This window comes from Paraburkholderia steynii (assembly GCF_900100565.1).
GTDB lineage: Bacteria > Pseudomonadota > Gammaproteobacteria > Burkholderiales > Burkholderiaceae > Paraburkholderia > Paraburkholderia terrae.
Genome location: NZ_FNDI01000016.1, coordinates 32,483 through 46,895 on the forward strand (window position 1 = coordinate 32,483; position 14,413 = coordinate 46,895).

Below are 14,413 nucleotides of genomic sequence, written 5' to 3' on the forward strand. Positions count from 1 at the left end.
ACAAGCGGCCGACCATGGAGTTTCGTGCGTCCGAGCCGCCGCAAACTTCTAATCCGGGACCCCTGCTTGCCGGCGCCCGCCGTACTTTGTCCAGCACACGTTCGGCCGCGCTCGCCAAGGCGATAGCAATGCGAAGGCCTAGTATTCCAGGAACGGGCACGTGCCAACTTCAAGTATGCGATGCGGCGCGAGCGGCGAGTCGAAAACCAGTGTGCTGACCGTTTTTCAGTCGTACCGTCATTTTATAAGGGCCAAATCAATCGGCGAACGGTTAAATAACTTTGGTCAGGCGCGCGCAAAACCCTCGATGTAAGCGCTTGCTCCGCTACCGATGAGTAAGCTTGCTGGGTGGCGTCAGCCGGCACGTTTTAGCCTCCAAAACATGCAGCTAGGATGCAATTGAGTAATGTGTTATGTGTAGAATAAGTCGAACTCGGTCTCTAAAGTGTGGATGCCAAGCCGCAGACGGCATCTGATAGATCTATTCTTCAGGGGAAAAGGATGGGTAAGACGTCGCGAGCAACTCCAGAACAAGAAGGCGAAATTTCGGTCTCGATGGTCAAATTCACAATGCGAGGCTCGGACGCGAGTCTTCAAAAGGGCCTCGATACGATCAGGGCTGCTCTTGCGCAGGCAGGCTTCGCTGCCGCAGTCCCAGAAGTCAAGCAGATTCGGTCAACGCCCGCTAAACAGTTGTCCGGAGAGCTCGAAGATGGAGAAACCGGTTCGTTTCCGCAGGAAACAAACGACAATTCCGATACGGAAGACGCAGCATCCTTCACTCATCCGCCTGTGAAGAAGGCGACGTCTCCCAAGAAAGCTCCGAACTATAAGATCATAAAAGATCTAAATTTTGATGATATTGAACCAGCGCTTAAAGATTTTGTAAACGAGAAAAATCCAAAGACAGATCTTAATAAATATCTCTGCATAGCGTACTGGTTTAAACACCACAAAGGGCTGGAAGATTTAACTACCGAGCACTTTTTTACCGCGTACATGACGCATAGTTGGAGCCTTCCTCCGAATGCCGCAATTCCAATACGCGATTTGCGCCACGCGAAGCGCCAATGGCTTGTTCCGGGTTCCACCACGGGTACGTCTACGATCAGCAACGCTGGCGAACGTCGAGTTCAAGAAATGAGCAAGGCTGAATCTTGAACGCATTAGAGCGCTTCATCGATCCTATTTCCGGTTTCTCCTCGAAGCCGGCCCCGTTTGTCGTTGAAATCTTCGCTTGGTACTTGCACGAGATTAAGCTGAAGGACCGCTTTCAAACGTCGGATATTGGGCCGTGCTTTGATGAGGTGCACATGTCCCGTCCGGCTAATGTATCTCTCGTCCTGACGCGGCTTTGCGAAAAAAATCCACCGCGGCTGATCAAAGATTCGAAGGGTTACAGGCTTCATCAGAACGCCAGAAAGGAATTGGCGCTACGACTTCCTCAGCGAGCTACATCTACCGCCACGACGGCTCTTCTGAACGATCTAACAAGCAAGGTCAGGAATCCCACACACAAGGTTTTCCTAAATGAGGCGCTTCTGTGCTTTCGCCATCATGCATATCGCGCAGCGATCGTGATGGTATGGAATCTTGCCTATTCGCATATCCTTGGCCGCATCTTCGATGCTCATTTGCAAGACTTTGAGCAACAGAGGGCTAAGGTTTATCCCAAGTTGCCAACAGTTACCAAGCTGACCGACTTCGAGGATTATGGCGAAAGGCAAGTTATAGAAATATGTCGGGGAGCGCGAATCTTCAGCGCGACGATCTGCAAGATTTTGACCGAGCGGCTAAATCGCCGAAACTCCGCTGCTCACCCTTCATCGGCCACGTTTACTGCCGTTCAGGCGGAAGATATGATTACTGACCTAGTCAACAACGTCTTGCTGGTTACCGGACCGCTGCCCCAGGGCACCAACTCACACGGCTCAAGCTAGCTTTGAGATAACGCCGAACGATGGTATCGACGGTCCCCACACGAACACGATCGATCGGCTCGTCCAGAGCGGTAGTTTGCTCTAAGCACGAGTCTGAAAAGGCTAGCGAGCGATGTGACCGACTGAGTAAAGTAGCTTCGCTGCGCACCGAAAGCAGCTCCCACATCGTCCGAGAACGCGTTCCGCGGCGGGATGAGAGTATGTAACCTCCAACAGGAATGTCATACCCGGCGAGAAGCGCCCCGCCTCCGAAACATCAGGGCTAAGGCTGGGTTCTCGCGCCATGATTACCCGCGATTCGGATATGGATTTCTTCCGACACATAGTGCGCCTGGTCGGTCGTCTATTGGTTCATTCCTGTGACGCTACTACAGTCGATGACATTCGAAGGACAGTAAGCGAAATGGTAGAGGGCATGCCCATCTTTTCACCGCGCTGGGTAGATTGAGCATGAAGCGTGGTGCGTCGCTTCACTACCGTGCAGTTCTAACCACGCTTCTGGACGCCGTCGCCGAATACGACGGCGATGGCCGCTCGGCCCTCACAAGCTATTACGCCCGGGTGGCGCGCCAGGACGGTTGAGGTGGAAGGACTTGACTGACGTTGGGACTTTGCGAAGTATCCGGCGATCGCGTCAGAACGTGACGGCAGAGAGCCGCTCATCGTCCCGGCGAACGCGAGAAAAAGATGCGCGATCTCGGCTCCTGCACTAGCGGTGCGGCTCTCACGCTTCGCTCCGACACGGCCGCAAAAAAATGCGCGACTGACCGAGTCGTCGCGCATTTGAGAGTGGTAACGCTCTGCCTTACTACATGTCGACATGACGTTGGTGAGGCGCCTTAATGACCATAGGCATCTTTATCAGAGGTTCCTTGCCGGCTACGCCCTCGAACTGCTGCGTCAGCAGCGCACTTGCGAAGACATATTCCAGCGGTGTGCCCGGAATATCTGACGTTGCCTGAATCTGCATGAGACCGCCCGTCAAAGCCGCCATGCACTTCCAGTCATGCGGCGTGACCATGCGCCGCGGAGCGCACCGATACTTCTCCGCGGTCAACTGCGTCGGTAACGACACATCCAAGACCATGAACGCAATGTCCCACGCCTTTCCGTTTTGAATCTTCAATGCAATCGGGATCCGCTGTTCGCGCCGCCACATGTCGATGGCAGCCCACAGTTCAGGATCGGTCATTTGCGCGATCCAGTAGAACTGCACTCCTTCCAGTTGCAGCCTCATCGTCAGCAGCATGCCGTCCCCCGTCTCGACGTGCCCAAATCCAAAGTGATACCCACGATAATTTCGCGAGAGACATTGCGCTTCACTCGGTTTCAACGGGAAAGTCAAAACGGGAATGTTGCCGGGCAGTCCGGCCGCCAGTCGCGGACGTTCGTCGAACGATTGAAGCTCTTCAAGCCGGCCAAGTGCTACAGGACCTGCGCCCACGCGAATTTTATCCATGCCTTCCATAATGTTTCCCATCTGAATAGTTTCCTCGACACGAATATCGTGATTCGAGTGCGTTGATTAATGCACTCCCTATCGGCGCCGCCATATGCGAGTCGATAGAAATGCAATCATGTATAGAGCGAAATCGCCACCATGACGACACGCCGAAAGCCCCGTCAGGTAAGCGCTGGAGGCCGAATAGGCCTTGCCCGTTGGCGAATTTATATCATTCAGACGGAATCAAAGTCTATTAATAAACGGGCAAATTCCTAAAATAGTTTTCTGATTTTAAAATCCCCTATTATTCACTTGGAGATTTTTGAGTGTCTACTTTTTGCAACAAGTCGCCGATCGGCCGAATTACGCGCCGAGCTACCGCTTTGCGCAGCGGAGAGGCGTCAAAAGACACATACCTGGCCCAGCAAAGACCGCTGTCGCCAAGCGGTTAGTCGATGCGCTTCGCACGCGTGTGTGCCGACTTTCCGTCGAGCCCCACCTGCAGCCTCCGCGATGAGACGAGGCACGCACTGACGCGGCGCGTCTTGGAGTCGCGATGGCATCGCGCTCTGGTAGGGGAAGGCGCCTCCTTGCTCTTGCGCTGCGACTGCGGCGGCTATCGCGATAGCCGCCTCTCAGAACGAATCACCCTTTACCACGCGAGCAATTCGCGCAACCGCTTGATCAGCCAGTCCAGCTCGGCCATCGAGACCCAGCCCTTGCGCGCAACTGCTAGCCGTATCCGATGCAGCGTCTCTTCATGTGGGACCGGACGTCCGTGATCGTCCTTCACCGCGACACTGACGAGTTGAGATGCCAGGTCTTCGCACATGAGCCAGCGCTCCCGACGGGCATCGTCCTCTTGGTCAGCCACATAAAGACCCGCGCGGCGCACCACGCAAAGCTTCGGTTGTGCGCCAGGAACGACGGCCGAAATGCCAAGCGGGAAATCCTCAGGGACGCCGTCCGTTTCCATGGCCCATGCCTACCTGTACCTCAGCGGCCGGACAGACCTCCGCATGACGCGCATCGCACACCACCCGACGGCAGAGATTCAACGCGAGGAGGCACGAGCGTTGTCATCGGCCCTCGCGCCCAGACAGTGGGTCCGCCCAGAGTCCAGGCAACGCCGCCGCGGAGACGGAGATGTCGACCTCAAGCGGGTAGTGTCTGAGCAGCGTCATCGCGAGCGTTCGTACGAGATCTCCTGAATAAGGGCCGCGCCCATCTGAGAGAATCGTCAGGAGATCTCGAGCCCCGACAACAGCTCGCGTTCTTTCGTTGGGGGTCGTCATGTCGAGCTCGTCGCCGCCAGGTCGTTTGTAACGTCTCGATATTGCGCAACGTCATTCAACGTACACCATCGCTCCCACACGAACTGCGCGTCGGGATCTGTCCCACTAGGCCCGAGGAGTTCGTATATGCGGCCAGACTCAGTCGTGCCGCGCAAGTGTTTAAGATCAACCTCCCGAATGGCAGAACTGACGCGTCCCGTTCTGTCGTTGGCGTTCAATCCAACGAAGTGCCGTGTTCCTTCCGGAAGAGTTTCGAAGACACGCCACTTGAGCAAACCCACAATCGGCTCGCTGCAAATGGGTGGTAGGGCCCAGATTGGCATAGCTGCCTCAGTGCGGAACCGGTCCCCAGCACATATCCTCTCGCGTATATAGGAGTGGCTGCATTGGGGGCCGATGGAATAGTGCGGCGAAAGCAGAATGTAATTTTACTTTTCGCTTTCACCGAGGCGCGTGCTGAACAGCACACGGTTAACAGTAGTCTGCTATACCAAAAGTACAAGTGAAACTTCACGGAACAGCTTCACTTCAGGACGCAGACCGGCACGCCTTGATTACTTCGTAGACCGACAACATATCGAGAAAAGTCGAACTACTGTCGAAGTTACACACCGTCGCGCACTGGAAATAAAGAGCAGCTGTAAAGCTCCCGTCCTCTATCTCAAGGCCGAGCGCATCGGGCGGCAAGTGAATGCCGATATCTTCAAGTCGCCGGCTAAGACTATCCCATCCGATCCACGGCTGTAACGCAAGCTCCCCCATCAAAAGCTCGGCCGCACGATATTCCCAGGACCTTTCTTCCTGGCTCAGCGCCGCTTCCCATTTGGGCGGCAAAGGAGACCAACGCGTAGCATCGATCGCCTGCAGAAAAAATGCGAACTTAAAGGTGCCTCGCTGGACCTTTCCTTGGACCGAACGCGCCGACTCAGTGATGCCATTCCGAGAGAGCTCACTCGCCAACTGGGCGTAGCCGACTTCCTGCCGCGCCAACACAAGATGGATGGCTCTCGAGACGAGATTCGCCCAATCCGAATTTATGCACTGGATCTGTTTCGCTTGCATTTTTGCAGATGTGCACTATCGTTTATGGTGTGCTAAATCGCACGCGGCCCTTTCAAACAAGGCAAAACATCAGAGGAAAGGGGTTTCTCGCTCGCCGCACCCATGCATTGAAGGCCAGCAAGGCCTTACAAAACCCGTGCGGCTCGGAGAATGGCCGCCATGAATCCCATCCTTTACCTCGGCATCGAAGGTGTCCTGTTCCGCGATCACATTCATTGCCACTCCTCGCATCGAGCGGTGCGACCGACATCGTTTCTCGAACCGCTTCCGCTTCTCGAACCTCTCGTAACGGTCGTTGCTCGCCACGATGAGCTCTGCATCGTGCTCAATAGCTGGTTCGTGGCCGACTATGGTTTCCGCCAAGTAATCCATATCCTTCCTCAACGCATCGCGGAAAAAACAATCGGCGCGACGATGCACGGAAACAGACTGCATCGCCGTCCAATAGCATACCAAGCAAGAGCAGAAATGCTACGTGAAGATGTGCACAAGCGCACACCCTCGCAGATAACTATTGTCGATGCTTCACACAGTGCGATTCCTTCCGAATACAACGATCGAGCAATCTGGGTCGAGACGACGAACATCAATTTTGCACCTAGATTTGAAGGCATATTGTCACGCCTACTGGAAACGAGCCATCCAAGTGACGAGTAGCATGTCGTTCGTCATCTTGTACCGAACTCGAACATATTCGGCTACACACCGAATCGATTTCACCTTCCTAATATAGTTTTTTTTGTTCACTTCGATATCTACGAAAATCGTAATTCGCAAGCCTGCAAAAAAATGAAAAAACGGCATTCCATCTGTACGCCTAAATTATCAGATGTATTGGGACGCATTCTCAATTGACCCTCAATCGAGCATTTCCGCCGACTGGAAATGAATAGATCCGGACCGTAGAATTGGAACAGGTCAGGAGCAGAGGAACTAGGAGGCCAAGATGTAGCATCAAAACCCCGAATCGACAGACCCGGAAGTTCCCGAGCCTACCGCCCGTCCTCGCCTCATCGCGAAAATGCAAAAGGGTCGATAAGCTCGAGCAAACCAGAACCTACCGACGTGGGTGGTCTCGTGAGAAAACCACGGCCTAGCAACCCAATGCTCTCACGAGCGCCGCCCGGCGTCAAAGGGTTCGCGTGTCCTGAACGAACGCTGAGACCATCACAAATGTGCTCGATTTCAGTTAGACCGCATCGACCTGGCAGTGATCTAGCGGCGATGCGAGACCTCTCACGCCCCTCACGGGCGCCTTGGCAAGTTTTGCTGGCACGGCATAACTCGCGCCTATCCAGCGCATTCCCCATCGTCACTTCCTACCTCACGCCCAGCGCAGACAGCTAGGGCGCCAGCCTCTCTCGATCCATACACGGACGTTGCCAATCGCGCCTTCATCAAGGCGCGCGAGGCTCATGTTGTCGTCAACTGCTCACGATGTTCGCTGCATCGAGCTTCGTCACGCGTGCGATTCATAGGAGGTACCTGAAATGAACGGATCAAACGTGCGGTTGCACAGGGAATGGTCAAATCTCGTTGACCATCTCTTAAGGTTTTATTTCCTCAACCTAACCACCGGTAAGTCGAATATCGACCCACAGGTCTTTGAGACCTTCCGGGACGCGGTTCGCCGGATTCCAAGTTATCAATTGTACGTTGCGCGCAAAGAATTCGAAGAGCAGGAGCGTCGGTTCCATTCAATGCGACCAGACTGGCGCGCGCAACATCCTAGTGGCTCGCTCTTGCCGCTCGCGCCTGTTCACGAGCGCGGACCATACATGACGCGTGTCCCTCGCCTATTGATGTCAGCGAACCAGCGCCTTTAACGCAAAACAGACGACGCGCTTTAGACGCGTGATTGGGACGGTAGTAGTTGCTAGACGGGTTCGTCGTTCGATGAACCCGTCCGAAACTTCGCGCAAGTGCGAATCGCGAATAGAGCAGCCACCTGTACTTCAAGGGGAACTGCGGCAGGAGAGAACTCATGGCCAGATTCAGATATGCAATGACCTTGGCAAAGCTTCGACGTTTCATCCGAGAGCGGAGAGGCCAAGGTGAAGGTGCGAACTATCGCCCGTGGCTTATGGTATCCGACGTCCCTTCTCGAGGGCGATCGTGGCGCGTCGCATGCGATAAGACTGGGCGCCGAACGATGCATTTCCTGTCCGACCACGAGTACGTCGCTTTCCTGGAAGCATGGTGGGACGAATCCGTCACGGATATCCGCGAGCAATACCCACTGAACCTGTTTTAGAACCCTCACAATCGCCGGCCAACTGGGCGTAGCGCACCCGAAAGATCCGCACACCGGCATTCTTCTGTACCAGACAACCGACCTCTTGCTTACCAAGGGCCGGGGAGACGACGTTGCCTACACGGCATGGGCTGTCAAAGATCTTGGACAACTGACTAGCGCCCGAGCCATGGCCAAGCTCGAAATTGAGCGTCGCTATTGGCGGAATCTGAGTGTCGACTGGTATCTCGTGGTCAACGAAGGTTTGAATGGCTTTCGTGCTCTGAATCTGGACTGGCTGTTCAACTACGAACTTTTGATCCGAGGGAACGTGCGCCCCCAAATGGACTGCGTGCTGCGGCTTCTTGCTGCGGTCCGCGAGTCCCATCCCGAGCCCGCCGGGACGGCCTGTCGGCACTTTGATAAGCGATATGGATCCGCCGCGGGCGCTCACGTGACAGCACTGCGCTTTCTCTTCTTCGCGCACATCCTCCGCGGAAACCTGGAAGGCAACAAGCTGATCAATCAACCCCTCGCATCCTTCGAGATCAATCATGAACGAGCATTACACCGTAGTCCCACTGTCGTTGGGCATGCTGTTGCGTGAAGCGAACGGCAACCGAACGTTCCGCATCGTAACGCCGGAAGGCGCAGGCTTCGACGCGATGCTGTACGACATCGACGACAAGAACGCTTGGCCATTCGCAGGAGACACCGAGGCGGTGCAACAACGCCTGCGGCCCGAAACGCCGGCAGAAAAGAAGCTTGTCGTCGAGCTCGACGATCCGTGGTCGCCCTTGCTGCGACCGCCGCGGCCAAAGTATGACAAGGTAAAACTCGAACGCGACTGGCAGCTGATACAGCCGCTAGTCCGGCCACCTGTCGCATATCGGGTCATGCTTCCGCAGTATCGCAACACGATACTGGTCGAGCATGCGAAGCTGAACCGGACCACCCGACAGAAGCTGACACGTGTCTTGAGGCGCTACTGGCAGCGCGGACTGTCGCGTAACGCACTCATGGATGATATGGACAAGTGCGGCGGGAAAGGCAAGCCCAAGGTATTCGCAGACAAGAAGAACGGTCGACGTCGGAAAGACGCACATCCCGGTGCACCCCTCACCGAGACAGTTCGCAAGGTGCTCAGGATCGCAGCGGACTGGCTTTTCGCCGATCGCCCACACAGGACCTACCAAGATGCCTTGGATCGGATTGCAGTGTCCTTCGGCAATGTTCACAAGGTAATCGACCCACAAGGGTGCCAAGTCGTCGTAGGCCTCGATCCTGCATTGCAACCCACTGTCCGACAGTTGCAGGATCTCGTCCTCAAGGACCACTCTTACGCAGTACGCAGACGCGCACAACTAGGTGTGAAGGGTTTCGACCTCACCGGCCGCGCATTTCATGGCAGGGCAGACCAGCATTTTCCCTGCCCGGGACACGTTGTCCTCGACGCAACGATTGCGGACATTTATCTCCTGTCGCAGTTCGACAGGACCACCATCGTTGGCCGCCCCACCGTCTACCTGGCTATTGATATCTATAGCCGGCTCATCGTCGGAATCTATGTAGGTTTCGAGCCGCCCTCCTGGGTAGCGGCCATGATCCTTATGTGCAACGTCGTTACCCCAAAAGTAGCTTACTGCGCACAGTTCGGTGTCGAGATCACCGAAGATCAATGGCCCTGTCACAGCATGCCAACCACTCTCTTCGGTGACAAAGGCGAAATGATGAAAATCCAGGGCGGCCAGCTTCTCAGCAGCGAACTGGGAATCCGAATCCTGAATGCGCCCTCCGGTCGCCCCGATTGCAAATCAATTGTTGAGCTCAGGTTCAACACGATTCAGCGGAAATGGGCCGCTTTCGCACCTGGCTATGTAAAAAAGGACTTCGACGAGCGCGGAGCACGAGACTATCGGCTTGACGCGGCGCTGACGCTGTATGAATTCACTCAATTGATGATTCTCGCAGTGATACAGCACAACTCCGCGCCGATTTCCGACTTCCCTTCAACTCCAGATATGGCGGCCGAAGGCGCAGCTCCAACTCCTGTCGAACTGTGGAACTACGGCATTCAGTCCGCCTCAGGCAACCTCCGGAACGACTCAATCAGCCAGATCAGAAGGTACGTCCTTCCTCGAGATACCGCAACGGTTACCCATAAAGGGATTGAATTTCGAAAGAACTTTTACCAGTGTCCGTCTGCAGCGAAGGGCGACTGGCTCGTAAAGGCGCGGGGAAGAAGGTGGCGCGTCTCCGTCGCCTATGACCCACGTGATCTTGGGCTCATCTGGCTGTGTGAAAAAGGGATGTTCGAAGAGTGCACACGAGCGGGTACCAACGCTCTGGATATCGACCCGAATGGCGTATCTCTCGTCGAGTGGGAAGTCTTTCAGGAACAGGCCACTAAAAACCTTTCTCGCGCGCAGGATGAACATCTTCCCACGCGCGTGCAAGTAACTCTCGCATCCGATCAAATCGTTAGTAAGGCTCTGCAGGAGAAAGCCCGCGCATTAAAAATCGCTGGACTCAAAAAGCTGTCGACAGACGACATCCGAGATGCAGGCGCTCGTGAAAAAGCGCTCGATCGCATCGGTGCAGCGGGACCCGACTCTGACCTTTCCATCGGTCCGGCTGCAGCAGCTTCGCCCCGCCGATCTCCCCGGCAAACGAACGGACCACGTCCGTACGAAACCGATGAACCCAACCCAGCCTCCATAGCGCAACGAGGAAAGGCGAAAGCGCTTGATCTTATCAAAAAGGCAAGGAGCACATAATGGAAACCTATGCTATCTCACGTCGATATAGACTCTCGCGGAACACAAGTCCCGACGCCGCTATCGTCCACGCAAGATGCTCTCCTACGGACGAGGATCCTGCCGTAAACAGTCCGCTCATCCGTGCGCTACCTTGCTACGTGAGCGTTGACTCGACCTTGGTGGCTTATCGGATCCGTAGGTTGCCTCCCGGTCATCTACGCCTGTCCGCGAATGGTCGCGTACATCGAGTCCGCCCGCTGGACCTTTACGTCGAGCCGTTCCTGTCGCGCGCCATGTTCATTGAATTGATATTTAGACTCATAACCGCCAATTGCGCATACCGAAACCCCCGCGACAACAATCGGCAGTTCTCCAGCGCTCCTCGCCGCGGGAGTGCGACGAAAACGCAAATAGTGCAAACCATTCCTCCATGCCCTTCATACGCGGCGGGGTTGCCCTGGTTATGTCGTTCAGGCACTGGGAAAGCAACGGCACTGAATATTGCGCGCTCGGGAGGGACGACGCCCAACGTCGGTCCGCGTGACGATCGTATCCCTGCTGTTCGTCAGCAAAGCTCTCGAAGAAAAAGCTCATGCGATGAAAGACGCAGGAATCGAAAGGCTCTCGATGGACAACATTCGAGGTGCCGCCGACATTGAAGAGACGCTAAAGCGGATGCGAGCGGTGGGATCGGAGTTCGATTTGTTCAACGGTCCCACACGCGCATCACCTCCTCGTCAAAGAACCCAACAAACCAACGAAACCGGGCCGCAAAAAAGACGGAAACAAATCAACGGCTCTTTTCAACGAGGTACAGCGGAAACGCTGGACCTCACCAAACTGTTAAGGAGCATATAATGGAATCCTCTTTCACCCCTTCTCAACCTCAGGCATTGCAGGATGCGAGTCCCGGCGTTGCCATCGTCGACGCCATATACTCCCCGAGGGACGAAGATCTTGGCGTAGATAACCCACTTATCCGCGCACTTCCGCCCTACGTAAGCGTCAAGTCTGTATTGGTCGCCTTCCGCAGCCTTCCATCCTTCTCTCTCACTCACCGCCGGCAGTCCGCGAACGCGCGCGTGCACCGCATCAGCTCACTGAGGCTATACGTGGAACCATTGACATGTCACCCCGTGCTCATCGAGTCGATATTCAGACTGATAACAGCCGGGTACGCATGGAGAAACCCACGCGACAAAACTCAGGAATTCGTAAGCGCTCACTATGCCGAGAGTATGAACGGATCGAAAATGATTTCGATCATTCCAGCGCGCCCAGCTCATGAGGCAGGGTTGGCACTGTTCGGTGTGTCGGGTGTAGGGAAGACTACATCATTGAATCGGATACTGTCATTCCTGCCGCAAGTCGTCCGACATCCGGATCTGAGCGGTAGCAACCTCCAGGTAGTCTGGATCAAAGTGGACTGTCCTCCGGACGGCAGCATCAAGCAACTTTTTCACTGGATGTTGCTTGAATACGATCGTGTGCTTGGAACGCACTATGACGAAGAGCTTCCGAGCAACGTCCGACTTGATCAACTTATGAACAAGGTTGCCGCAGTTGCGAAGTACCATCACACCGGCATCATCGTCATCGACGAAATCCAGTTCGCCGCCAGCGGGGCAGCAAGACGTGGCGATCCCTTCATGAATTTCTTTGTGACCTTTACCAACCTCGTCGGCGTCCCGCTACTTATTGCCGGCACCCCAAAAGCCCTAAGCCTGTTCGAAAAATCCTTCCGTCTTGCGCGACGGAGCAGCGATCAGGGAGCCATAATCTTCACAAACATGGCATTCGATGCGGAATGGGATTTCTTCCTGAAGCACCTGTTCAAATATCAGTGGATCCGCAAGCCGTGTAAATTCAGCAAGAGACTCAGTGCAACGCTGTACGAACTGACGCAAGGTATCCATGCACTGGTAGTTCGACTGTTTCAACTTGCTCAGATTGCGGCGATCCAGGATGGTAGCGAAAGGTTGAGCATCACGCTCTTGCGTGCGCTAGCAAAAGACCGTTTCGGACCGGTTCAACCGATGATGGCTGCGTTGAGAAGCAAGAAGAAGAGGCGCATTGAGTTGTACGACGATCTGCTTGTCGAAACACTCGCTGGCCTGGATGACGAAATCCAAAAGCAAGCTGCAGCCGCCAAGATCGCTGAAGCGGTCCGCGAGCGTCAACAAAACTCAGTCCAGTTGATTGCTGTGTCCGACCTCATCACCATGGGCGTACCGCAATCGCAGGCACTGACAGCAGTCATCGCAGCATTGACGGAGGATGACAGTCTCACAGGCGAAGCTCTGGTCAGAGCAGCATGCGAAAAGGCAGGCATCACCATGGAGTCCTCTTATGCGGGGGACCCGGAGGAACAACAATCGTTGCCGGACATCGTCCGCGATGCGAAAAGCCCCGGAGAGGCGCTTGAACTACTTCGTCGAGCCGGCCTGGTCGTCGGAGACGGCGCGCTAAAGCCCCGAGGCGAGTAATTCTGCGCTGAGGAGGTGCCCTCTCGCGTATCGCGCAAGCCTTCCGCGAGAGGCATCTCAGTTCATGGCTAGTATTTAGCAGATCGACGGCGGTCAAAAAAAATACATACTCCACGCCAGTCGCAGGAGGTAGAAGAAATGTCTGTTGCCCTGCCCTTACCTTACGAAGATGAACTACTCTCCAGCGACATCGCTCGATACATGGAGGAAACTGAGGTTTCGTCTCCTTCGACGGTCCTCAAAAATCTATTCCAACGACGTGTCGAGCCCAGAATGGATCTGATAAACGGGCTGGCAGAATTTTCCAGACAAACGCATAACGCGTGGGGCTTATCCGCGCTGCAGATCGCACAACGGCACACGCTTTTGCCGTATTTCTTAGCGTATATGACGGACGAGCGCCAGACCGCCGCGTACGAGGCAATCGCTGGCGGCGGGAAGCCCGCGCCGTCGATGCTCGTGCGCGCTCATGCGTGTGCGCTCGCTAGCCCGTGTACGCTGATGTTCTGTCACCAATGCGCAACGGAGGACGTTCTAAACGGACGTCGCCCCTATTTGAGACGTTCTCATCAACTTCCTGGGGTATTCTTCTGCCAGAAACACGGAAGGCTGCTACGCAGCCTTCCCGACACCCCAGATAGACCTACGTCAAGCGTCCCTGAACCCATTCACGATGCCGCTCAGAGAGCATGCAACGAGGATGTTCTGAATGTAATGCGAGCGTCGCTCAATCTCCTCTCCACAAACGGCCTCGCCAGAACCTTTCCCCTTACCCCAGCGCACTGGTTCTCTCTCGCCAAAAAACGAGGTTTCGTCACGCCCGGCGGCTACTTGGATACGGAGGCAATCCGAGATGGCATAGCGGAGATGTATGGCCGGGAGTACCTGGGCGCTATCGGTGCGATGTCTTCGCGAGCCCCAATCGACTGGTGGGCCGTGAGAATGATGAGGCGGGAGGGTCAGCGGTTTCACCCTCTGCAACATATCTTGCTCGGCCACTTCCTCGAACGGCAACAGGCGGAGACTTCCTTACGCTTGGTCGGCCGTCTTTCATCGAGCGAACAACCAGCGACTTTTCCGAATCTATACGCAAGGCGTGGCGCTCTACATCTCGTTGCGCGAATAAGGATCAACGGACGCACTGAGCGTGCGTAGTAGTGTCTTGCCCGATTGCGCCGCGCGAATCAGGCGCAT

At 55.2% G+C, this 14,413-nt stretch carries 12 protein-coding genes; 8 read left to right on the top strand and 4 right to left on the bottom strand.

Annotated elements, in window-relative coordinates:
• Nucleotides 1-501: 501 nt before the first annotated feature.
• Together BLT65_RS26375 and BLT65_RS26380 are read left to right on the top strand one after the other, a co-directional pair.
• The gene (locus BLT65_RS26375; protein ID WP_143036556.1) at nt 502-1,161 is read left to right on the top strand and encodes a hypothetical protein; all 660 of its coding nucleotides are present in this window, start codon (nt 502-504) and stop codon (nt 1,159-1,161) included.
• The gene (locus BLT65_RS26380; protein WP_091782817.1) at nt 1,158-1,940 is read left to right on the top strand and encodes a hypothetical protein; all 783 of its coding nucleotides are present in this window, start codon (nt 1,158-1,160) and stop codon (nt 1,938-1,940) included. The genes BLT65_RS26375 and BLT65_RS26380 overlap by 4 nt, the downstream gene beginning before the upstream one ends.
• Before the next feature lie 808 nt (nt 1,941-2,748).
• Here the strand turns inward: BLT65_RS26380 and BLT65_RS26385 are convergent.
• From BLT65_RS26385 to BLT65_RS26405, 4 genes are all read right to left on the bottom strand, one after another.
• Entirely contained in the window at nt 2,749-3,420 is a 672-nt protein-coding gene (locus BLT65_RS26385) for a hypothetical protein (protein WP_244186611.1), read from the bottom strand.
• Between the two features lie 616 nt (nt 3,421-4,036).
• Complete coding sequence (locus tag BLT65_RS26390) at nt 4,037-4,360, bottom strand: hypothetical protein (RefSeq protein ID WP_091782821.1); 324 nt, start codon at nt 4,358-4,360, stop codon at nt 4,037-4,039.
• A gap of 103 nt (nt 4,361-4,463) precedes the next feature.
• Complete coding sequence (locus tag BLT65_RS48600; protein ID WP_091782823.1) at nt 4,464-4,679, bottom strand: BPSL0761 family protein; 216 nt, start codon at nt 4,677-4,679, stop codon at nt 4,464-4,466.
• Nucleotides 4,680-5,207: 528 nt separating this feature from the next.
• Nucleotides 5,208-5,741, bottom strand: a complete 534-nt coding sequence (locus BLT65_RS26405; protein WP_091782826.1) for a DUF6471 domain-containing protein — start codon at nt 5,739-5,741, stop codon at nt 5,208-5,210.
• A gap of 159 nt (nt 5,742-5,900) precedes the next feature.
• Here BLT65_RS26405 and BLT65_RS26410 point away from each other — a divergent pair, with 159 nt between their 5' ends.
• The 6 genes from BLT65_RS26410 (at nt 5,901) to BLT65_RS26435 (ending at nt 14,374) form a co-directional block, all read left to right on the top strand.
• Nucleotides 5,901-6,398: an HAD domain-containing protein gene (locus BLT65_RS26410; RefSeq protein ID WP_244186612.1), complete on the top strand. Its 498-nt coding sequence runs from the start codon at nt 5,901-5,903 to the stop codon at nt 6,396-6,398.
• A gap of 1,655 nt (nt 6,399-8,053) precedes the next feature.
• Complete coding sequence (locus BLT65_RS48770) at nt 8,054-8,581, top strand: TnsA endonuclease N-terminal domain-containing protein (protein WP_425273153.1); 528 nt, start codon at nt 8,054-8,056, stop codon at nt 8,579-8,581.
• Nucleotides 8,529-10,751, top strand: coding sequence for a Mu transposase C-terminal domain-containing protein (locus BLT65_RS26420; RefSeq protein ID WP_244186615.1), 2,223 nt, complete (start codon nt 8,529-8,531; stop codon nt 10,749-10,751). The genes BLT65_RS48770 and BLT65_RS26420 overlap by 53 nt, the downstream gene beginning before the upstream one ends.
• Nucleotides 10,752-11,273: 522 nt before the next feature.
• On the top strand, nt 11,274-11,591 hold the full coding sequence (locus tag BLT65_RS26425; protein ID WP_091782838.1) for a hypothetical protein: 318 nt from the start codon (nt 11,274-11,276) through the stop codon (nt 11,589-11,591).
• A gap of 395 nt (nt 11,592-11,986) precedes the next feature.
• A complete protein-coding gene (locus BLT65_RS26430; RefSeq protein ID WP_244186616.1) occupies nt 11,987-13,219 on the top strand; it encodes an ATP-binding protein in 1,233 nt (410 codons plus the stop codon).
• Nucleotides 13,220-13,357: 138 nt separating this feature from the next.
• Nucleotides 13,358-14,374, top strand: coding sequence for a TnsD family Tn7-like transposition protein (locus BLT65_RS26435; protein ID WP_091782844.1), 1,017 nt, complete (start codon nt 13,358-13,360; stop codon nt 14,372-14,374).
• Nucleotides 14,375-14,413: the final 39 nt, after the last annotated feature.